Annotated in this window: 16 protein-coding genes; 7 read left to right on the top strand and 9 right to left on the bottom strand. The window is 56.2% G+C overall.

What is annotated here, in order from left to right; genetic code table 11:
• Position 1 precedes the first annotated feature (1 nt).
• The 3 genes from ltaE to IV493_RS11710 all read right to left on the bottom strand — a co-directional run bounded on the left by ltaE (position 2) and on the right by IV493_RS11710 (position 3,826).
• Entirely contained in the window at positions 2-1,003 is a 1,002-nt protein-coding gene (ltaE, locus tag IV493_RS11720; protein WP_195857176.1) for a low-specificity L-threonine aldolase, read from the bottom strand.
• 71 nt (positions 1,004-1,074) lie between these two features.
• Positions 1,075-2,796 carry a ubiquinone-dependent pyruvate dehydrogenase gene (gene poxB, locus IV493_RS11715; protein WP_195857175.1) on the bottom strand — a complete coding sequence of 574 codons (1,722 nt, stop codon included), beginning with the start codon at positions 2,794-2,796 and terminating at the stop codon, positions 1,075-1,077.
• A gap of 130 nt (positions 2,797-2,926) precedes the next feature.
• On the bottom strand, positions 2,927-3,826 hold the full coding sequence (locus tag IV493_RS11710) for a lysine exporter LysO family protein (RefSeq protein WP_195857174.1): 900 nt from the start codon (positions 3,824-3,826) through the stop codon (positions 2,927-2,929).
• Between the two features lie 125 nt (positions 3,827-3,951).
• On the opposite strand from IV493_RS11710, the gene IV493_RS11705 reads away from it, so the two are divergent.
• The gene (locus tag IV493_RS11705; RefSeq protein ID WP_195857173.1) at positions 3,952-5,589 is read left to right on the top strand and encodes an ATP-dependent endonuclease; all 1,638 of its coding nucleotides are present in this window, start codon (positions 3,952-3,954) and stop codon (positions 5,587-5,589) included.
• Between the two features lie 74 nt (positions 5,590-5,663).
• On the opposite strand, the gene cspD is transcribed toward IV493_RS11705, so the two are convergent.
• A complete protein-coding gene (gene cspD, locus IV493_RS11700) occupies positions 5,664-5,885 on the bottom strand; it encodes a cold shock-like protein CspD (protein WP_013357297.1) in 222 nt (73 codons plus the stop codon).
• A gap of 316 nt (positions 5,886-6,201) precedes the next feature.
• On the opposite strand from cspD, the gene clpS reads away from it, so the two are divergent.
• The gene (clpS, locus tag IV493_RS11695) at positions 6,202-6,522 is read left to right on the top strand and encodes an ATP-dependent Clp protease adapter ClpS (protein ID WP_003849318.1); all 321 of its coding nucleotides are present in this window, start codon (positions 6,202-6,204) and stop codon (positions 6,520-6,522) included.
• A gap of 52 nt (positions 6,523-6,574) precedes the next feature.
• Positions 6,575-8,851, top strand: coding sequence for an ATP-dependent Clp protease ATP-binding subunit ClpA (clpA, locus tag IV493_RS11690; protein WP_033732099.1), 2,277 nt, complete (start codon positions 6,575-6,577; stop codon positions 8,849-8,851).
• Between the two features lie 86 nt (positions 8,852-8,937).
• Here the strand turns inward: clpA and infA are convergent, their stop codons facing one another.
• From infA to trxB, 5 genes are all read right to left on the bottom strand, one after another.
• Positions 8,938-9,156, bottom strand: a complete 219-nt coding sequence (gene infA / locus IV493_RS11685) for a translation initiation factor IF-1 (RefSeq protein ID WP_002211347.1) — start codon at positions 9,154-9,156, stop codon at positions 8,938-8,940.
• Positions 9,157-9,501: 345 nt separating this feature from the next.
• Positions 9,502-10,194: a leucyl/phenylalanyl-tRNA--protein transferase gene (aat, locus tag IV493_RS11680; protein WP_110331618.1), complete on the bottom strand. Its 693-nt coding sequence runs from the start codon at positions 10,192-10,194 to the stop codon at positions 9,502-9,504.
• 13 nt (positions 10,195-10,207) lie between these two features.
• Positions 10,208-11,956, bottom strand: coding sequence for a cysteine/glutathione ABC transporter ATP-binding protein/permease CydC (gene cydC, locus IV493_RS11675; protein WP_195857172.1), 1,749 nt, complete (start codon positions 11,954-11,956; stop codon positions 10,208-10,210).
• Positions 11,956-13,725: a cysteine/glutathione ABC transporter permease/ATP-binding protein CydD gene (cydD, locus tag IV493_RS11670; protein WP_147788457.1), complete on the bottom strand. Its 1,770-nt coding sequence runs from the start codon at positions 13,723-13,725 to the stop codon at positions 11,956-11,958. The genes cydC and cydD overlap by 1 nt, the downstream gene beginning before the upstream one ends.
• Before the next feature lie 143 nt (positions 13,726-13,868).
• A complete protein-coding gene (gene trxB / locus IV493_RS11665) occupies positions 13,869-14,837 on the bottom strand; it encodes a thioredoxin-disulfide reductase (RefSeq protein ID WP_013357303.1) in 969 nt (322 codons plus the stop codon).
• 520 nt (positions 14,838-15,357) lie between these two features.
• Here trxB and lrp point away from each other — a divergent pair.
• The 4 genes from lrp to IV493_RS11645 all read left to right on the top strand — a co-directional run bounded on the left by lrp (position 15,358) and on the right by IV493_RS11645 (position 21,632).
• Positions 15,358-15,852: a leucine-responsive transcriptional regulator Lrp gene (gene lrp, locus IV493_RS11660; RefSeq protein ID WP_006118610.1), complete on the top strand. Its 495-nt coding sequence runs from the start codon at positions 15,358-15,360 to the stop codon at positions 15,850-15,852.
• Between the two features lie 118 nt (positions 15,853-15,970).
• The gene (locus IV493_RS11655; RefSeq protein ID WP_195857171.1) at positions 15,971-19,492 is read left to right on the top strand and encodes a DNA translocase FtsK 4TM domain-containing protein; all 3,522 of its coding nucleotides are present in this window, start codon (positions 15,971-15,973) and stop codon (positions 19,490-19,492) included.
• Between the two features lie 177 nt (positions 19,493-19,669).
• Positions 19,670-20,281, top strand: a complete 612-nt coding sequence (lolA, locus tag IV493_RS11650) for an outer membrane lipoprotein chaperone LolA (protein ID WP_003849334.1) — start codon at positions 19,670-19,672, stop codon at positions 20,279-20,281.
• A 7-nt stretch (positions 20,282-20,288) separates the two neighbouring features.
• Complete coding sequence (locus IV493_RS11645) at positions 20,289-21,632, top strand: replication-associated recombination protein A (RefSeq protein ID WP_095707449.1); 1,344 nt, start codon at positions 20,289-20,291, stop codon at positions 21,630-21,632.
• The last annotated feature ends 34 nt before the right edge of the window (positions 21,633-21,666 follow it).

Genomic DNA, 21,666 nt, shown 5'->3' with positions numbered 1-21,666 from the left:
ATTACTGTTGGAGAAACGCCTTCCAGTGGGCGACAACCTGCTCCAGCGCCGCACGGTCCGCATCCAGATGGGTGACCAGCCGGGTGCGTGTTCCCACGCTGATTAACACGCCGCGTGCCTTCATCCACTCGCCTAAGGGTTTGACCTGGGCTTCCGGCACCGCGACAAACAGCATGTTGGTCTGCTGATCGATGACGCTGACGCCCAGCTCATGCAGCTGCTGTCCCAGCCAGGCGGCATTGTCATGATCCTCCTGCAGTCGCGCCACGTTGTGCTCTAGCGCATAGAGACCCGCCGCCGCCAGAATACCCACCTGACGCATGCCGCCGCCGGTCATTTTGCGCCAGCGACGGGCGCGCTCAATCAACGCCGTGTCGCCGCACAGCAGCGAACCGACGGGCGTGCCCAGACCTTTAGAGAGACAGATGGTGAGGGTGTCGCAGTAGCGGGCAATCGTCGCCAGCGTGGTCTTCTGTGCCACTACCGCGTTGAAAATGCGTGCGCCATCAATGTGCAGCGCCAGCTTGTGCTCGCGGGTAAAGGTCCAGGCCTGTTCCAGATAATCCAGCGGCAGCACTTTTCCGTGATGGGTGTTCTCCAGGCTCAGCAGGCGGGTGCGGGCAAAGTGAATATCATCCGGCTTAATGGCCGCTGCCACCACATCGAGCGGCAGGGTACCATCGTCGGCGGCCAGCACCGGCTGCGGCTGAATACTGCCCAGCACCGCTGCGCCGCCCGCTTCATATTTGTAGTTGTGCGCCTGCTGACCGACGATATATTCATCGCCGCGCTCGCAGTGGCTGAGCAACGCCACCAGGTTTGCCTGGGTGCCGGTCGGGAAAAACAGCGCTGCGGCTTTGCCGCTCAGGCGTGCGGCTTCCGCCTCCAGCGCATTCACGGTGGGATCGTCACGGTAGACGTCATCACCGGTTTCGGCTGACATCATCGCGCTTAACATGGCGGCGCTGGGCCGGGTCACGGTATCACTGCGTAAATCGATCACCTTATGCTCCTGAACGTGGCGGAAGACAAAAAAAAGGCGGGCATCGCGCCCGCCTGGATGGAACCTCTGTTTTACCGCAGCCAGTTGGTTTTCGCCAGTTCTACCACCTCATCCCCGCGACCGTTCATGATGGCGCGCAGCATGTAGAGGCTGAAGCCTTTGGCCTGCTCCATTTTGATCTGCGGCGGCATCGCCAGCTCCTCTTTGGCGGTAATGACATCCACCAGCACCGGGCCATCATGGGCAAACGCCTGCTCCAGCGCGCCATTCAGTTCCGACGCTTTTTCTACCCGGATGCCACGGATGCCGCAGGCCTGGGCGATAGCGGCAAAGTCAGGATTCTCCAGCTCGGTGCCGTCAGTGAGATAGCCACCGGCCTTCATCTCCATCGCCACGAAGCCCAGTACGCTGTTGTTAAAGATCACCAGTTTTACCGGCATTTTTAGCTGCGCCAGTGAGATAAAATCGCCCATCAGCATGCTGAAACCGCCGTCGCCGCACAGCGCGACGACCTGACGGTTGCGATCGATCGACTGCGCGCCCAGCGCCTGTGGCATCGCATTCGCCATCGAGCCATGGTTAAACGAACCCAGCAGGCGACGTTTGCCGTTCATCTTCAGGTACCGCGCCGCCCAGACGGTCGGTGTTCCGACATCGCAGGTAAAAATAGCGTCGTCGCTGGCGTAGTGGCTGATCTGCTGTGCCAGATATTGCGGGTGGATCGGCTGCTTGTCGTTGGGCTGCGCCAGCTCGTCCAGACTTTTACGCGCCTCACCGTAGTGCTTAACTGCACTGTCGAGATGGCTGCGATCGCTTTTGGGCGTCAGTTGCGGCAGTAATGCCTGTAGCGTGCTTTTCACATCGCCGACATAAGCCTGATCGACGTGAGAATGTGATCCCAGACTGCCCGGATTGATATCAATCTGGATGATCTTTGCGTTTTCGGGATAGAAGGCGCGGTAGGGGAACTGGGTGCCGAGCAATACCAGCGTCCCGGCATTCATCATGGCGTGGAAACCGGATGAGAAGCCAATCAGGCCGGTCATGCCGACATCATAAGGGTTATCATATTCGATGTGCTCCTTACCGCGCAGCGCATGGACGATAGGCGCTTTCAGCGCTTCGGCCAGCGCGACCACTTCCTGATGCGCACCGGCACAGCCACTGCCGCACAGCAGCGTAATATCGGTGGCGTCGTTCAGCGTCTGTGCGAGCCGGGCCAGTTCGGCGGGCTGAGGCAGGACCTGCGGCAACTGCGGCGGATACCACTCAGTTCTGGCGCTTTCCGGTGCCAGTTTCAGCGCCACGTCACCAGGCAGTACCACGACTGAGACGCCACGATTCAGAATCGCTTTACGCATGGCAATGCCCAGCACCTGGGGTAACTGCTCAGGATTAGAGACCAGCTCACAGTAGTGGCTGCATTCGCGGAACAGCTCCTGCGGATGAGTTTCCTGGAAATAGCCGCTGCCGATTTCGCTGGAGGGGATATGCGCCGCAATCGCCAGAACCGGGACGCGGTTGCGATGGCAGTCGAACAAACCGTTGATCAGATGTAAGTTGCCTGGCCCGCAGGAACCGGCGCAGACCGCCAGTTCGCCGCTGATATGGGCTTCCGCGCCCGCCGCAAAGGCAGCCACTTCTTCATGGCGCGTCGGCATCCATTCGATGGTGCCCATGCGATTAAGACTGTCGCTCAGGCCATTAAGGGAGTCCCCGGTGACACCCCAGATGCGTTTGACGCCCGCGCTTTCCAGCGTTTTGGCGACCAGCGCCGCCACGGTTTGTTTCATGCTCTTCTCCTTTGTCGGCCCGTACTAAAGAGTGACGTGACCAGAACCGAAAAAAGAAGCGTAGACGACACGGCAGAAAAGCAGACGTGAAAAAATGCGCTGGCAGAGCTCAGCGCATTTCAGACAGGATTCAGGCAGAGAAGAGGGCGATCAGAATCGGGGCCAGCAGACTCATGACAAAGCCGTGCACAATGGCGGCCGGGACAATCTCATTGCCGCCCGCCCGCTGCAGTACCGGCAGGGTAAAGTCCATTGAGGTGGCTCCGCACAGGCCCAGTGCACTCGAACGATGACGGCCAATCAGTGCCGGGATCAGCATGATGGCCACCAGTTCACGCACCAGATCGTTGAAGAAGGCGGCGCTGCCGATGACCGGGCCAAAGGCTTCGGTCATCAGAATGCCGGAGAGGGAGTACCAGCCAAAGCCGCTGGCCAACGCCAGACCGGTCTTCAGAGGGATGCCCAGTACCAGCGCGGCAAGCATGCCGCCGATCAGCGCGCTGACCAGCACGACAACGGCCACCAGCATGCCACGACGGTTCAGGATGATTTGCCGCAGCGTCATGCCGCTGCCGCGCAGCTGAACGCCCACCAGAAACAGCAGGAAGATCAGCGCATATTCGCTTGCGGTTGAGGCGTGATGCAGCAGTGGCCACTGGGTCAGCCCAAGCAAAAAACCAATGACAACGACGCCACACAGCTTCAGGGAGTCCAGCGCCATATGCAGTCGCGATGGCAGTTTCTCCTGCCGGTGCGCATGTTGCCAGGGGGCATACTTTTCCAGTCCGCGCAGTGCCAGCAGATTGCACAGCAGAATACAGAACGCCGCCACCAGTGCGGTGTAAAAAACCGCCAGCAGGTTGCTGCTCAGATTGTCGAGAAAGGCCAGACTGATGCCCATAAAGAAGAGGATCACGTAAACCATCCAGCCCAGCAGCTGATTTACCCGGCGCAGGGTGTCGGTTTTGCGGAAAGGTAGCAGCCAGCCGGCGATCAGCGGCAGCAGAATAATCAGAAGTCCGGAGTACATATCAATGCCATCCATGGGGGAAGAGGCAACACGCTAGCGAAAAAGCGTATCGGAGTAAACCCCATCGCAGCTTGACCGGTTCGCTGGCGGCAACCATGCTGTTTATAACCTGAGGACGGACGCCTATGATTCTGGAACATATCGATATTCGCGGTTTCCGCGGCATCAACAAACTCTCACTCCCTCTAACCCGGACCAATCTGCTGATTGGTGAGAATGCGTGGGGGAAATCCAGCCTGCTGGATGCCCTGAGCCTGCTGCTTTCGCCCCATGAACCAGCCTATGATTTTACCCAGGCTGATTTCCATTTCACGCCAGGCGATTTGACCGATCCTATGCGCCGTCTGTCAGTAGTATTTCATTTTCGCGATGACGGCAGCGACCCGGATGCGGTGCTCTCGGCCTTCTGGCAGCACGATGCTCAGGGTCAGCGTCGGCTTTATTACAGTGTTAGTGCCACCTGGCGTGACAGCGGCATCGAGACCCGACGCCGTTTCGTTGATGTGAACGCACAGCTGTTGCCTGAGCAGCACTGCGCGGCGGCCATTGATCTGCTGCTGAAACGCTATCCGGTGCTGCGACTGCGCGATGCGCGCTTTAGTAAGCGGACGCAAAACAGTGCGCCGGTGGCGACTCCCCATCCTGAGCTGCTGGCGGGCATGGAGTCGCTGGCGCGCGATCTGGAGCATCATCCCCAGCAGCTCAGTGATGAGGTGCTGCGACAGGGGCTGAAGACCATGCAGCAGCTAATGCAGCACTACTTTCTGGTGCAGTTGCCCGATGCGGGCAACGAACTCAGGTCACGGGATGCGCAGACACGCGACGGGGAAAAGGGATGGCGGGCGCTGGATCATCTCAATCAGCTGATTGCCGGAACCGACTCCCGCAGCCGTCAGCTGATCCTGCTGCAAATGTTTACCCTGCTGATTGAGGCGCGAGGCGATGTCCCGCTGGCCGCTGATGCCCGGCCGCTGCTGCTGATTGAAGATCCTGAAACCCGGCTGCATCCGATTATGTTGTCGGTAGCATGGAACCTGCTGAAGCTGCTGCCGTTGCAAAAAATCGCCACCACCAATTCCGCTGAGCTGCTGTCTCAGGTGCCTGTAGAGAACGTCTGTCGTCTGGTACGCGGCCCCTCGCGCGTGGCCGCCTGGCGTATTGGTCCGGAGGGATTGAGTGCCGAAGAGAGCCGACGCATCGGCTTCCATATTCGTGTCAACCGGCCTGCAGCGCTGTTTGCCCGCTGCTGGCTGCTGGTGGAGGGGGAAACCGAAGTCTGGATCATGAATGAGCTGGCACAGCAGTGCGGTTACAACTTCGCGGCTGAAGGGGTAAAAGTAATTGAGTTTGCTCAGTCGGGCTTAAAGCCGCTGCTGAAGTTTGCCCGCCGCATGGGCATCGCCTGGCATGTGCTGACAGACGGTGATCAGGCGGGTAACAAATATGCCAGCACCGCACGTACGCAGTTACAGCCCGGCGATCCTGAGCCGCGTTTTCTGACGCAGCTACCGGCGCTGGATATGGAGAATTTTCTCTATCACCAGGGTTTCCAGGATGTCTATCATCAGATGGCGCACCTGCCGTTAAACGTTCCGATGAGTTCCAGGCGTATTATTACTAAAGCGATTCACCAGAGCTCCAAGCCAGAACTGGCAATCGCAGTGGCGACGTCGGCGGCGGAACGCGGGCCGGAGGCCATCCCGCCGTTAATACGGCAGATGTTTGCCCGGGTGATTGGGCTGGCGCAGCGCCAGGCAGATTAAGTCTGCTTCGGAAAGAAAAATGCCAGCGGCACTGGCTGGCATTTTTGCGTCACTGTTCAGAGGTGGGGTAAGTATCACGCCACGGCCTGTATCTCAACCGGCACGATGAGGCTAGCGTGATTGCCTTTCGGACCTTCATGAACGTCGAACTGAACCTGCTGGCCTGCCTTTAGCGTGCGGTAGCCTTCCATCTGGATGGTGGAGTAGTGTGCAAAAATATCGTCGCCACCGCCAACCGGACAGATAAAGCCAAAGCCTTTGGAATTATTGAACCATTTAACTGTGCCCGTCTCCATGCTTTTACTTCCCTCGCAAGACATTTTATAAGTAGGTGAGGTCTTACAGGCTGTGAGTCGGATTTGATTAAAACTCAATCAGCGTGTGCAGGTAGAATGTAGAGAAAGCGCCGCTGGCGTCAAGCAAACCACCGGGCCAGGTGGGGAAAAAATCATCAAAATTTGAGGTAGTTAACGCTATTGCAAATTTTGTGATGCAGGTCGCGCAAGGGAATTTCTGAATAAATTTTCAGCAGCGACCAGGAGCTTGACAGGCATGTTAAACTCTCAACATGTAGCCATTAAAAGGCTCAAAGCAAAATCTCAACGGAACACTATGGCAAACACAAACGACTGGCTTAACTTTGAACATCTGGCCGAAGACAAAGTACGCGAAGGGTTAAAGCCGCCTTCTATGTATAAAGTCATTCTGAATAATGACGATTATACACCTATGGAATTTGTTATTGACGTCGTACAAAAGTTCTTTTCTTATGATGTTGAACGTGCAACGCAGCTGATGTTGAAAGTTCACTATCACGGCAAGGCGATCTGTGGTGTATTTACTGCAGAAGTCGCCGAAACAAAAGCGGCCCAGGTGAACAACTATGCGCGGGAAAACCATCATCCGTTGCTGTGTACGCTGGAAAAAGCCTGAACCCGTCTCCATATAGGAAACTGGTAAGGGCGATAATTGGGGGAGGTGCCTAATGCTCAATCAAGAACTGGAACTCAGTTTAAATATGGCTTTCGCCAGAGCGCGTGAGCACCGTCATGAGTTTATGACCGTCGAGCATCTGTTACTGGCGTTGCTCAGTAACCCGTCGGCCAGAGAGGCACTGGAAGCCTGTACGGTGGACATTGTGGCTCTGCGGCAGGAACTCGAAGCCTTCATCGAACAAACCACGCCGGTGCTGCCCGCCAGTGAAGAGGAGCGCGATACACAACCGACGCTCAGTTTCCAGCGCGTCCTGCAGCGTGCGGTTTTCCATGTCCAGTCATCCGGTCGCAGCGAAGTCACCGGGGCAAATGTGCTGGTCGCCATCTTCAGCGAGCAGGAGTCGCAAGCGGCCTATCTGTTACGCAAACATGAAGTCAGCCGCCTTGATGTGGTGAATTTCATCTCTCATGGTACGCGCAAAGACGAGCCGGGCCAGGCGCCAGGCGCTGAAAATCCGGTTAACGAAGAGCAAGCAGGCGGGGAGGAGCGTATGGAAAACTTCACCACCAATCTTAATCAGCTTGCTCGCGTCGGTGGTATTGATCCACTGATTGGTCGCGATAAAGAGCTGGAACGTACCATTCAGGTGCTGTGCCGTCGTCGTAAAAACAACCCGCTGCTGGTGGGTGAATCGGGTGTGGGTAAAACCGCCATTGCAGAAGGTCTCGCCTGGCGTATCGAGCAGGGCGATGTACCGGAAGTGATGAAAGACTGCACCATCTACTCGCTGGATATCGGTTCACTGCTGGCGGGCACTAAATACCGTGGTGACTTTGAAAAACGTTTCAAAGCGCTGCTGAAGCAGCTGGAACAGGACGAACACAGCATTCTGTTTATCGATGAGATCCATACCATCATCGGTGCGGGTGCCGCGTCCGGTGGCCAGGTTGATGCCGCTAACCTGATCAAGCCACTGCTTTCTTCGGGCAAGATTCGCGTGATGGGTTCCACCACGTATCAGGAATTCAGCAACATCTTCGAAAAAGATCGTGCTCTGGCGCGTCGTTTCCAGAAGATCGATATCACGGAGCCTTCTGTTGAAGAGACCGTGCAGATCCTGAATGGCCTGAAAACCAAGTACGAAGCGCATCACGATGTACGTTATACCGCTAAAGCGGTGCGTGCAGCCGTGGAACTGGCGGTGAAATATATCAACGATCGTCATCTGCCTGACAAGGCGATTGATGTGATTGATGAAGCGGGTGCGCGTGCGCGCCTGATGCCAGCCAGTAAGCGTAAGAAAACCATCAATGTCTCTGACATTGAAACTGTGGTGGCCCGTATTGCCCGTATCCCTGAGCAAAGCGTGTCGGCAACCGATCGCGATACACTGAGAAATCTGGGCGATCGCCTGAAGATGCTGGTGTTTGGTCAGGACAACGCCATTGAGGCGCTGACGGAAGCAATCAAAATGAGCCGCGCTGGTCTGGGTCAGGATCGTAAGCCGGTCGGGTCCTTCCTGTTTGCCGGACCAACCGGTGTTGGTAAAACGGAAGTCACCGTGCAGCTGGCGAAAGCCCTGGGCATTGAGCTGCTGCGCTTTGATATGTCTGAGTACATGGAGCGTCACACCGTCAGTCGTCTGATTGGTGCGCCTCCGGGTTACGTCGGATTTGATCAGGGTGGCCTGCTGACGGATGCGGTAATCAAGCATCCTCACGCGGTCGTGCTGCTGGATGAGATTGAGAAAGCGCACCCGGATGTCTTTAACCTGCTGCTGCAGGTGATGGATAACGGCATGCTGACCGACAACAACGGTCGTAAAGCAGACTTCCGTAACGTGGTGCTGGTGATGACCACTAACGCCGGTGTGCGTGAGACTGAACGTAAGTCGATTGGCCTGATTCATCAGGACAACAGTACCGATGCGATGGAGGAGATCAAAAAGATCTTTACGCCAGAGTTTCGTAACCGTCTCGACAACATCATCTGGTTCAGTCACCTGTCACCAGAGGTGATCCATCAGGTGGTCGACAAGTTTATTGTCGAGTTGCAGGCGCAGCTGGATGCGAAAGGCGTGTCGCTGGAAGTCAGTGATGAAGCGCGTGACTGGCTGGCTGAGAAGGGCTACGACAAAGCGATGGGCGCACGTCCGATGGCGCGCACCGTGCAGGACAGCCTGAAGAAACCGTTAGCTAATGAACTGCTGTTTGGTTCGCTGGTGGATGGCGGCTCAGTATCAGTCGCGCTGGATCGTGAGAAAGGTGAACTGACTTATCACTTCCTGAGTGCTGAAAAACGCAAAACCGAAGGCACTGTGCATTAATCACCTGCTACAGATGTGAAAAAGGCCGGATTAAAATCCGGCCTTTTTTTTCGCTGCAATATGCAGAGCGATGAGATTACTGCAAATTAGCGACTACGGAAGACAATGCGGCCTTTGCTCAGGTCGTACGGGGTCAACTCAACGGTCACTTTGTCACCCGTCAGGATACGGATGTAGTTTTTGCGCATTTTACCGGAGATGTGAGCAGTGACCACGTGTCCGTTTTCAAGTTCTACGCGGAACATGGTGTTAGGTAACGTATCCAGTACGGTACCTTGCATTTCAATATTGTCTTCTTTGGCCATCGAATCCTCTGGGTGTACTACCTTTCAGTTGAACCGGCAAGATAATGCCCAATTCAACGATTTATGTAAAGAACCGTCGGCGATTTTGCCAACGCTTTGCCGGGGTGCACGTCAGTTGCGCGCATCCGGTAAAATTAGGGTGTTTAAGGTGACGTCTGCAGGGGATTAGCGGGCTAAGAATCTGAATCAACCGGTTACATGCGCACGATTGAAAACAGTTCCGAGAGTGCGTTGAGATTCCCAGCCTGGCAATTCCGGCTCGTTATTGCGAAGCGCGGACGACATACCAAACTCGACTATTATACCACTTATGCGCCTTTATGTGTGCAAAACATCTCTGCACGGCTAAAAAAGCGTTTGTGTCTGCCAGCAGCCATCGCTGACCGGCTGGTCAGCAAGGCGTTGTACATATTGCAGATAATCAGCGCGCGGGATCTCCTGCGCGCCCAGCGAGGCAGTATGGGGATTAAGTACCTGACAATCTACCAGTCGGCCCTGATGCCGGATGAAATGCTGACAAAAGACCCATAGTGCGGTTTTGGATGCATTCTGCTGACGACTGAACATCGACTCACCGCAGAAGATTTGTCCCATCGCCAGCCCATACATGCCACCCACCAGTTGATGTTCATCCCACACCTCGATGGAGTGCGCGTGGCCAAGTTCATACAGTCGCAACCAGGCACGCTTCATCTCAAAGGTAATCCAGGTGCCTTCCTCGCGACCGCTGGCGCAGCCCTCAAGCACCTCGGCAAAGGACTCGTTCATTGTCACCCGATAGGGTGAGCGATTGTGAAAACGCTTCATGCTACGGCTGAGATGAAACTGCTCTGGTAACAGAACGGCCCGGGGATCGGGCGACCACCAGAGAATGGGATCGCCGGGCGAAAACCACGGAAAAATACCGTGCTGATAAGCATTAAGTAACCGGGCAGGGGAGAGATCGCCGCCCATGGCCAGCAGGCCATTTGGCTCACGCAGCGCCATCTCAGGCGGTGGAAAGAGCAGAGATTCCCGTGACAGTTGTACCAGTCTCATCGCGTTATGTTACTCATCGGCATTTCGCTAAGTATAACGCAATACGCTGCCGGAAACGCCAGTAGCGCCCCGCTTTTGAGATTAATTCCGTATGACTGCCCTGTTCAACAATCGCGCCATTATCCATCACGCAGATACGATCCATGCGCTCCAGGCCACTCAGCCGGTGAGTAACCATGATCGAGGTTTTTCCGGCGGTCAGCCGTTGCAACAGGGCGAGAATATGTTGCTCGGTGGTCGCATCAAGCCCTTCGGTGGGCTCATCCAGCAGCCAGAGATCGCCGTCGTGCAGTAACGCGCGCGCCAGCGCCAGCCGGCGCAGTTCACCGCCGGAAAGCGGGCGACCCCCTTCACCCATCCAGGCGTTTAGTCCTTCCTTGTTCTCAAGCAGGCGGTGCAGGCCCACGTCGTTCAGTACGCGGCATAGCTGCTCATCAGTGGCATCGGGACGAGCCAGCAGCAGGTTATCGCGCAGGCTCTGACTGAAAAGATGAACCCGCTGAGTCACCACGCTGATACGCTGGCGCAACGCGGACTCTGACCAGGCGGTAATCGGCAGATCATTCAGGATGATGACACCGTGCTGGCTCTCCCTGGCGCGGGTCAGCAGCGCAAGCAGCGTCGATTTTCCGCAGCCGGTCGGTCCCAGTAGCGCAATATGTTCACCTGCGGCGACCTGCAGGGTACAGCTGTTGAGTGCCTTATCCGGACGGTCGGGGTAGCTGAAGTCGAGCCGATCGATACTGACGTTGAGCGGTCCTGACCGGGCATCTGACTGTGCCGGAAAGGTGATAGCGGGTGACTGATCGATAATGTCATTGACCCGCTGCGCGGCAGTTGTCACCTGCGACATGGGCAGAAAAGCGCCTGCAACCGGTGCCAGCGCCTCAAAGGCGGCCAGGGCGCAGAACACCACCAGCGCAATCAGCGAGCCGGGTAACTGCTGTTCACTGATTGTCGCAGCACCAAGCCAGAGCAGCAGGGTTACGGTTACGCCACTGATCAGCAGCAGCAGGCTCTGGGCGGCGGCCTGTAAACGCTGTTGCTGGCTTTGTGCCTGCTGCCAGCGCTGTTCATCCTGGTCAAGTTGCTGACGCCAGCTCTGCGAGGCACCATATAACGTCAGTTCAGCCTGCGCCGCCAGCCACTGCATCAGCTGCTGACGCCAGCGGGCGCGTCCATGGGCAATTGCAACGCCTGCCGGTGAGCCCAGACGATAAAACAGCGACGGCATCAGAACCAGCGTACTCAGCATGATACCGCCGAGCGTCAGTGCCAGCGGAATATCAATAAAACTCATCCCAAGGGTAACGACCACTATCACCACAAATGCGCCGATCAACGGCGAAATGACGCGCAGATAGAGATGATCCAGCGTATCAACATCGGCGACAAAACGGTTGAGCAGGTCCGCCTGGCGGAACTGTGACAGCTGTCCCGGCGAAAGTGCCATCAGGCGGCTGAAGGTGTGGACGCGCAGATGCTGAAGCACCCTGAACGTCGCATCATGACTGACCAGACGTTCAGCATAGCGTGCGGCGGTACGGATGATCGCAGCACCACGGACGCCAGCCGCGGGCAGCATATAGTTGAAGGTATAGAGGCCCGCTACGCCTGCTACTGACGATGCGGCGAGAAACCAGCCTGACAGGGTCAGCAGGCCAATGCTGGCCAGCAGGGTAGCAATCGCCAGCACGATGCCCAGCGCAAGACGGAAAGGGTGGCACAGCCAGAGACGAAGAAAAGGACGCAAGGCCGACATCAGCGGATCTCCTGTTGACGATGCTTCAGCATTTCGCTGAAGGCACCGGGCTGTTGCGATAGCTGCTGCCAGTTGCCCTGTTGCACCAGTTTACCCGCCTCCATCACCCAGAGGGTCTTCCAGCGACTCAGCGTATCAATCTGATGGGTAATCATCAGGGTGGTCTGGCGGGCAGCCGCCTGGTTCAGGGCCAGCATCACATGACGTTCGCTGAGTGCATCCAGGCTGGCTGCCGGCTCATCAAGCAGCAATAAATGTGAGGATTTATAGAGCGCGCGTGCGACCGCGACCCGCTGTGCCTGACCCACTGACAGCTGATTACCACCATCGCCGGGCTGAGTTTCAATCCCCCTGGGCAGACGAGGCATGAACTCGTTAATGCCACACGATTCCAGCAGCATCGCAAAGCGCTCGCTATCCCAGACCGCATTCATCACGATATTGTCGCGTAAGGTGCTGGCCGGTAACTGAGGATTCTGGCCTACCCAGCTAAGCTGCTGATGCCAGTCGCTCCGCCGTATATCACGCAGTTCGACGCCATTCGCTTTCAGCGAGCCCTGATAAGGCAGGAAGCCAAGCAGGGCGTTCATCAGTGCCGTTTTCCCGGCTCCGCTTTGACCGACCAGCGCAATCTGCTCGCCAGCGGCAATAGTGAAAGTGAGCGGGCCGCACAGCACCTGACCATCGGGCGCGCAGACCCGCAGATCATCGGCGACAAGGGCGATGGAACGGTCGGCTGTGAAAGATAACTGACCCTCCTGCGGCGCGGCGTCAGGTGTCGCCTGCATAAAGGCCTCAAGTGCATCGGCACCGCCGACCGCCTGGGCTTTGGCATGATAGAACGCGCCGAGATCGCGCAGTGGCTGGAAAAACTCCGGGGCGAGGATCAGCACCAGGAACCCGGCAAACAGCGTCACGCCGTGGCCATAATCACCGAAATGTAATTCGCCCAGATAGGAGAAGCCAAAATAGACGGCTACCACAGCAATGGCTAACGAGGCAAAAAACTCCAGCACGGCGGAGGAGAGAAACGCTAAACGCAGCACGTCCATGGTGCGCTGGCGAAAATCAGTGGTGGCGTCGGCAACCGCCTGCTGCTCTGCTTCACCACGATGAAACAGCCGCAGCGTTTCTCTGCCGCGCAGACGGTCGAGAAAGTTACCGCTCAGGCGGGCCAGCACCAGGAAGTTGCGGCGATTGGCCTCGGCCGCACCCATTCCGACCAGCGCCATAAACAGCGGAATCAACGGCGCAGTGGCAAACAGGATCAGACCTGCGGTCCAGTTCAGCGGAAAAACAGTCAGCAGAATGCAGCAGGGGATCAGCACCGCCAGCGTCATCTGCGGCAGGTAGCGGGCGTAGTACTCCTGCATCTCTTCGATCTGCTCCAGCAGCAGGGTTGCCCAGCTCCCGGCTGGTTTTCCCTGAATCCACGCCGGGCCCAGCGCAGACAACCGGTCTAAGACCTGCTGACGTAACGCCTGACGGATAGCCTGCCCCGCCCGATAACCGGTCAGTTCGCGGGCATAGTTAATCAGGGCACGCAGTACGAAGCAGAGCAGTAACAGCACGATACTGACCGTCAGGGTTTCACGCGGCTGCTGGTCTATGATCAGCGCCTGCAGCAGCGAGGCCAGTAAACCCGACTGGGCAATGATCAGCAGGGCACTTACCACGCCCAGCAGCGTGTTGAGCCGCAACCAGCGACTGGCGAAACGACGTTGCTGACGAAGCCAGCGGGTAAGATGCTGCTGCCGCGATTTGTCCATGCGAGACCATGCTAAATGTCGGTGACAGGGGAAAATGGAAAGACATTTCCATCTCTTCAGGCGCCAGAATCTAGCATGAGAGCCATAAAAAAGGCGACGGAAAAACCGTCGCCTGGAACATTTGAGATCAGAGGGTTAACAACTTACCGATCGTTTTTAACCAGCCCGTCAAGAAAACGCTCAGCGTCTAACGCGGCCATACAGCCGGTGCCTGCCGAGGTGATCGCCTGACGATAGATATGGTCCATCACATCGCCTGCCGCAAAGACGCCTGGGATGCTGGTCTGAGTGGCGTTGCCGTGCAGACCCGACTGAACTTTGATGTAACCGTTCTCCAGCGCCAGCTGACCTTCGAAGATAGCCGTATTCGGACTGTGTCCGATAGCAACAAACAGACCCGCGACTTCCAGCGCTTCTGTTTCATCACTGTTCTGGGTAGAACGCAGTGTCAGACCGGTCACACCCATCTGATCGCCTGTGACTTCTTCCAGCGTACGATGGGTGTGCAGCACGATATTGCCATTGCGCACTTTTTCCATCAGCCGGTCGATCAGGATCTTCTCTGCGCGGAAGCTGTCACGACGGTGAATCAGATGCACTTCAGCCGCGATGTTCGCCAGATAGAGCGCCTCTTCAACGGCCGTGTTACCCCCGCCAATCACTGCGACTTTCTGGTTGCGATAGAAGAAACCGTCACAGGTTGCACAGGCAGAGACACCTTTGCCCTTGAACGCCTCTTCAGACGGCAGACCCAGGTAACGAGCTGACGCACCGGTGGCGATGATCAGGGCATCTGCCGTGTATACGCCGCTGTCGCCAGTGAGGGTGAACGGACGGTTCTGCAGATCAACGGTGTGGATGTGATCGAAAATGATCTCAGTATTAAATTTTTCGGCATGCTCGTGCATGCGCTCCATCAGCGATGGACCTGTCAGATCGTGCGGGTCGCCCGGCCAGTTCTCCACTTCAGTGGTAGTGGTCAGCTGTCCGCCTTTTTCCAGACCGGTGATCAGCACCGGGTTCAGGTTGGCGCGTGCAGCATAAACGGCTGCGGTATAACCCGCTGGGCCGGAGCCCAGAATGAGTAACTTACTGTGTTTGGCCGTACTCATGCGTTCCTCAGTTTCATTCGGCTGACATAGCCTGCGATTGTAGGGAATATCCGGCGACAATAACAAGACTTAGCCAATTTTGTTAACGATAGCTGCAAGTGGCGTAGACGATGAGCGGCGGTTTTGCCTGGTCAATGCGCCAGAATGGGGCAAAAATCGGCTTTAAAGGGTGCAAAAGTGGAAAAATACTCATTTAAAAACAGATACCCAGCGGTCTGTCTGGCATCTTGTCCTGAATTTGGTGATTTTACTTTGACAATCGCCTGCGCTTTTGCGAAAACATTATCAGAAGCGAATAACATTTATCGGAACAAAACAGGTTTTCGTCGCCTGTTTTGCGTGTAACGCCGAATAAAAGCAGCCTGATATGGATAATGACGCATGATGTGGACAGACAACATGCGTCATATCGATAGGTGTCAGATCACAGGCTCTGTTAGCTCACTTCAGAAATGCCCCGAACATTGAGCGTTTTCAGGGCGTGGCAGGTAAAGGGAAGGAATTAAGAGAGACAATAATAATGGTAGACAATAAGAAACGCCCCGGGAAAGACCTCGACAGAATTGACAGGAACATTCTGAATGAACTTCAGAAAGATGGTCGCATTTCAAACGTAGAGCTTTCCAAACGCGTAGGCTTATCGCCTACGCCATGTCTTGAGCGTGTACGCCGTCTCGAACGCCAGGGATTTATTCTTGGTTACACTGCGCAGTTAAACCCGCACTATCTGGATGCCTCTCTGCTGGTATTCGTTGAGATTACTCTGAATCGTGGTGCGCCGGATGTGTTTGAGCAATTTAACGCCGCTGTGCAAAAACTTGAGGAAACTCAAGAGTGTCACCTCGTTTCCGGCGATTTCGACTACCTGCTGAAAACGCGCGTACCTGATATGTCTGCCTACCGTAAGCTGCTGGGCGAAACCCTGTTGCGCCTGCCGGGCGTAAACGACACGCGAACTTATGTGGTGATGGAAGAGGTCAAACAGAGCAATCGGCTGGTGATCAAAACTCGCTGATGCGGGGCAGGTGCAAAACCTGTGAGATTTCGGTACACTCCTGTGCATTCATACAGGATCAGCGTCGGGCTTGCCCGACGCTGTTGCTTCTTACTTTACAGGCACCTGGAGAGTCCTCTTGAGCCAGGAATATACAGAAGATAAAGACGTTTCGTTACAATCGCTGAGCAGTGGACGTCGTCTGCTGGAAGCGTTGCTCATTCTGGTGGCGCTGTTTGCCATTTACCTGATGGTTTCACTGGTCAGTTTTAACCCTTCCGATCCGAGCTGGTCGCAAACGGCCTGGCATGAACCTATCCATAATATCGGCGGCAGCGTCGGTGCCTGGCTGGCTGACACCTTACTCTTCATCTTTGGTGTGATGGCGTACGCCATTCCGCCCGTCATTCTGGGTTTGTGCTGGATTGCTTTCCGTCAGCGCGACAGCCAGGACTATTTTGACTACTTTGCCGTCGGGTTACGCTTAATTGGCGTTCTTGCGCTGGTGGTAACGACCTGTGGTATGGCAGCGCTGAACGCTGATGATATCTGGTACTTCGCTTCAGGCGGCGTGATTGGTAGCCTGGTCAGTAATGCTATTGCCCCCTGGTTCAGTCCGGCTGGCGGCACGCTGATGCTGCTCTGCGTCTGGGCGGCGGGGATAACCCTGTATACCGGCTGGTCCTGGCTCACCATTGCAGAAAGAATTGGTGGTGTCGTCATGGGCGTCCTGACGTTTGCCAGCAACCGCTCACGTCACGATGAACCCTGGCAGGAAGAGGATGACGAACGCGACGCGCAAGATTATGCGGATGTCCCTGCATTGCATGCCTCCGATCAGGATGATGACGTGCTGCTGTCTGCGCCGCGTGCTGTCGATCAGGAAGATGATGTGCTGCTTGCCGCTCAGCCTGTGCCGACACAGCCGGATCCGCTACTGGCGAAAGCAGCAGCCGCAACCAGTGCGGCGGTAGCCGCCACTGCGGAAGCTGCAGAGGTGACCATCGCTCCCGCAGCGCCGGTTACCGCGGCACCTGCTGCAGCGGCCTTTACTGCATCGGCACCTGCCGCGTCAGCAGCAATACCTGCATCGTCGACGGCACAACCTGCTCCAGCATCTGCACAGAACATCCCTGCATCTTATGGTGCAACGACGGCTCCAGCGCAGAGTGCTTCTGCAGCCGCAGCTTCACCACCGCTTTACCACTTTGAAATGCCAGACGAAGCTCCGGCTGCGCCATCGTTCAATGCTTACGACGATGACGAACCTAAAATGGGTAACTGGCGTGACACATCAGCGATCCCTGCGGCCGCAACAGCCGCCGCTGCCGGAACGGCGGCCACACGTACTGCGCCTGTTTTCGACTTAGCCCCTGAAACCAATCTGAATCCTCAGGTTAAGCAGGGTATCGGACCGGCGCTGCCGCGTCCTAATCCGGTAAAACTGCCTACGCGTCGTGAGCTGGCTTCTTATGGCATTAAGTTACCTTCTCAGCGCATGGCTGAAGAGAAAGCCAAAGCGGAAGAGAGCGAAACGGCATCGGCTACGTCGGTTTCCACTGCACCTGATGCTGAAGAGGCATTGCAGCAGGCTGAACTGCGTCAGGCCTTCCAGTCTGAACAGCAGCAGCGTTACGGCACCAGCTGGCAGCAGGACGAAGAAGAGGAGCAGGATGCGCAGCAGCAGCATGCACTGGCACGTCAGTTCGCCGAGCAGCAACAGCAGCGCTATGAACCTGAAGTGAGAAAAGAGCCGGTATTGAATATTGATACTGCCTCCGCGTTCGATTTTTCACCGATGAAAGATCTGGTGGATGACGGCCCGTCTGAACCGCTGTTTACCATTGCTGCGACGCCGGAGCCGGAAGCGCCTGCGGTTTCACACGAACCGTGGCAGCAGGTGAGTGAGGTCTCTAGTCCTCAGGCACTGGCTCAGGTGCCTGCACCTGCCCGTTTTGCACCAGCAGAACCTGCCTATAGTGCGCCAGTGACGCCTGCGGCACCCGCAGAGCCTGCCTATCATGCACCAGCGGCACCTCAGGCCCCGGCTTATTCTGCGCCGTCTTATGGGACGCCAGCCGTTGAGCCGGTTCAGCCAGTTGAAGAAGCGAAACCTTCACTGCATGACAGCCTGATCCATCCGTTCCTGATGCGCCACGAGCAGCCGCTGGAGAAACCGTCCACGCCACTGCCTTCGCTGGATCTGCTGACGGCGCCTCCTGAAGAGGAAGAGCCGGTTGATATGTTCTCGCTGGAGCAGACTGCCCGTCTGGTGGAGTCACGCTTAGGCGATTACCGCGTTAAAGCCGAAGTGGTTGGCATCTCACCTGGCCCGGTTATCACCCGTTTCGAGCTTGACCTGGCGCCGGGTGTAAAAGCAGCACGTATCTCTAACCTGTCGCGCGACCTGGCACGATCACTCTCGACTGTCGCGGTTCGCGTGGTGGAAGTGATCCCTGGCAAACCTTATGTGGGCCTGGAACTGCCAAACAAACATCGTCAGACCGTTTATCTGCGTGAAGTCCTGGATTGCCCTAAATTCCGCGACAACCCGTCGCCACTGGCCGTCGTGCTGGGTAAAGACATTGCCGGTCAGCCGGTCGTGGCCGATCTGGCGAAAATGCCGCACTTACTTGTTGCCGGTACTACCGGTTCCGGTAAGTCCGTGGGCGTGAACGCTATGATCATCAGCATGCTCTACAAGGCGACACCAGAAGAAGTTCGCTTCATTATGATCGACCCGAAAATGCTGGAGCTGTCGGTTTACGAAGGCATTCCGCACCTGCTGACCGAAGTGGTCACCGACATGAAGGACGCCGCGAATGCGCTGCGCTGGAGCGTCGGCGAAATGGAGCGTCGCTATAAGCTGATGTCGGCGCTGGGCGTGCGTAACCTGGCGGGTTACAACGAGAAAGTGGAGCAGGCCGAAGCGATGGGCCGTCCGATTCCTGATCCGTTCTGGAAACCGGGCGACAGCATGGATATGACCCCGCCGGTTCTGGAGAAACTGCCGTATATCGTGGTAATGGTCGATGAGTTTGCTGACCTGATCATGGCAGTGGGTAAAAAGGTTGAAGAGCTGATTGCGCGCCTGGCACAGAAAGCCCGTGCTGCGGGTATCCATCTGGTGCTGGCAACACAGCGTCCATCCGTAGATGTGATTACTGGCCTGATCAAAGCGAACATCCCGACACGTATCGCCTTTACCGTTTCGAGCAAGATAGACTCCCGTACCATTCTCGATCAGGGCGGCGCGGAATCCCTGCTGGGTATGGGTGACATGCTTTACATGCCGCCAAACTCCTCACTGCCGGTTCGTGTTCACGGTGCCTTTGTGCGTGACCAGGAAGTACATGCGGTGGTTCAGGACTGGAAAGCACGTGGTCGTCCGCAATATATCGACAGTATTACGGCAGGCGAAGAGAGCGAAAGTGCCGGTGGCATCGATAGCGATGAAGAACTTGATCCGCTGTTCGATCAGGCAGTCGGCTTTGTGGTCGATAAGCGCCGAGCCTCGATTTCAGGCGTTCAGCGTCAGTTCCGCATCGGCTATAACCGCGCGGCACGTATCATTGAGCAGATGGAAGCGCAGGGCATCGTCTCTGCACCAGGACACAATGGTAACCGTGAAGTGCTGTCGCCACCGCCTCACGATATGTAGCGGTTAAATGTTTTGAAACACTACTTGATGAGCCAGTTCCGACTGGCTCATTGTTTTTACGCGGTTAACCCCCATATCTGGATCAGCTTTCGGCTTTTTCCTCTGTTCTGATGACGGAACGGCGACCAGGCTTAATGCAGTTATCGATGGGAACGTTTAAATAAGGAATTGAAGCAGATGAAATTACGCGTAATCGCTCTGGGCCTGTTGGCCACCTTTTCTTCGGCCAGCGTTCTGGCTGATGCTTCCAGTGATCTGCAACAGCGCCTGAACAAGGTCAGCAGCTTCCACGCCAGCTTCACGCAAAAAGTGACCGACAGCAGCGGTGCCAATGTGCAGGATGGTGAAGGCGAATTGTGGGTTAAACGTCCCAGCCTGTTTAACTGGCACATGACCGCGCCGGATGAAAGCATCATCATCTCTGACGGCAAATCGCTGTGGTTCTACAATCCATTTGTTGAGCAGGCGACCGTTAGCCTGCTGCAGAATGCGACCAGCAATACGCCGTTTATGCTGATTGCTCGCAACCAGTCGAATGACTGGAAGCAGTACAACATTAAACAGCAGGGTGACAATTTCGAGCTGACACCGAAAAACAGCGATGGCAACCTGAAACAGTTCACCATTCAGGTGACCTCCAGCGGCACCATTAACCGCTTCAGCGCTATCGAACAGGATGGCCAGCGCAGTGATTACCAGCTGAAAAGCCAGCAGAATGGTGCTATCAGCCCGGATAAATTCACGTTCACACCGCCTAAAGGCGTGACGGTGGACGACCAACGTCAGTGAGGTCACGGTGAGTAACCTGTCCCTGGATTTTTCCACCGAAAATTTCAAACCTCTGGCCGCGCGTATGCGGCCAGAAATATTGAAACAGTACATTGGTCAGCAACATCTGCTGGGTGCGGGCAAACCTCTGCCGCGCGCGATTGAAGCAGGGCACCTGCACTCGATGATCCTGTGGGGACCACCCGGGACCGGCAAGACGACACTCGCTGAAATTATTGCGCATTATGGTAACGCCGATGTGGAGCGTATCTCAGCAGTCACTTCGGGTGTTAAAGAGATTCGTGAGGCGATTGAGCGTGCCCGCCAGAATAAACATGCCGGGCGGCGCACCATCCTGTTTGTGGATGAGGTCCATCGGTTCAACAAGAGCCAGCAGGATGCTTTTCTGCCGCATATCGAAGATGGCACGATTACCTTTATTGGTGCGACCACCGAAAACCCCTCTTTTGAACTCAACTCCGCATTGCTGTCACGCGCCCGCGTTTACCTGCTGAAATCACTGACGACCGAGGATATTGAGCAGGTGCTGGATCAGGCGATGCAGGATAAAGCGCGTGGGTATGGCGACAGTGATATCGTGCTGCCGGACAATACACGCAGGATGATCGCTGAACTGGTTAATGGCGATGCACGCCGGGCGCTGAACACGCTGGAAATGATGGCGGATATGGCTGAAATCACCGCCTCGGGTCAGCGTGAACTGACGCCGCAGTTGCTCAACGAAGTCTCGGGTGAACGATCCGCGCGTTTTGACAACAAAGGCGACCGCTTTTACGACCTGATTTCGGCTCTGCACAAATCCGTGCGTGGCTCGGCACCCGATGCGGCGCTTTACTGGTATGCACGCATTATTACCGCAGGTGGCGACCCGCTCTATGTGGCACGCCGGTTGCTGGCTATCGCCTCAGAAGATGTCGGCAATGCCGACCCACGCGGCATGCAGGTGGCGATTGCCGCGTGGGATTGCTTTACGCGCGTCGGGCCGGCAGAAGGGGAGCGCGCCATCGCTCAGGCCATTGTTTATCTCGCCTGCGCGCCAAAAAGTAATGCGGTCTATATCGCGTTTAAAGCCGCCATGCGTGATGCGCGCGACCATCCCGATTACGATGTACCTGAGCATCTGCGTAATGCGCCGACTAAGCTGATGAAAGAGATGGGCCTGGGTAAAGAGTATCGTTATGCCCATGACGAAACCAACGCCTATGCCGCCGGTGAAGTCTATTTTCCGCAGGAACTGGCCAGCGCACGCTATTACACCCCAACCCAGCGTGGGCTTGAGGGTAAGATTGGTGAAAAGCTAAGCTGGCTCGCTGAGCAGGATCAAAATAGCCCGACAAAACGCTACCGCTGAAACAGACGTTACGGTAATGTGGGCAATGTTTTCA

The organism is Pantoea sp. SM3640 (genome assembly GCF_015654165.1).
GTDB classification, from domain to species: domain Bacteria; phylum Pseudomonadota; class Gammaproteobacteria; order Enterobacterales; family Enterobacteriaceae; genus Pantoea; species Pantoea vagans.
Note: the sequence above shows the minus strand (reverse complement) of the source record. Positions and strands in the feature narration are given on the sequence as shown.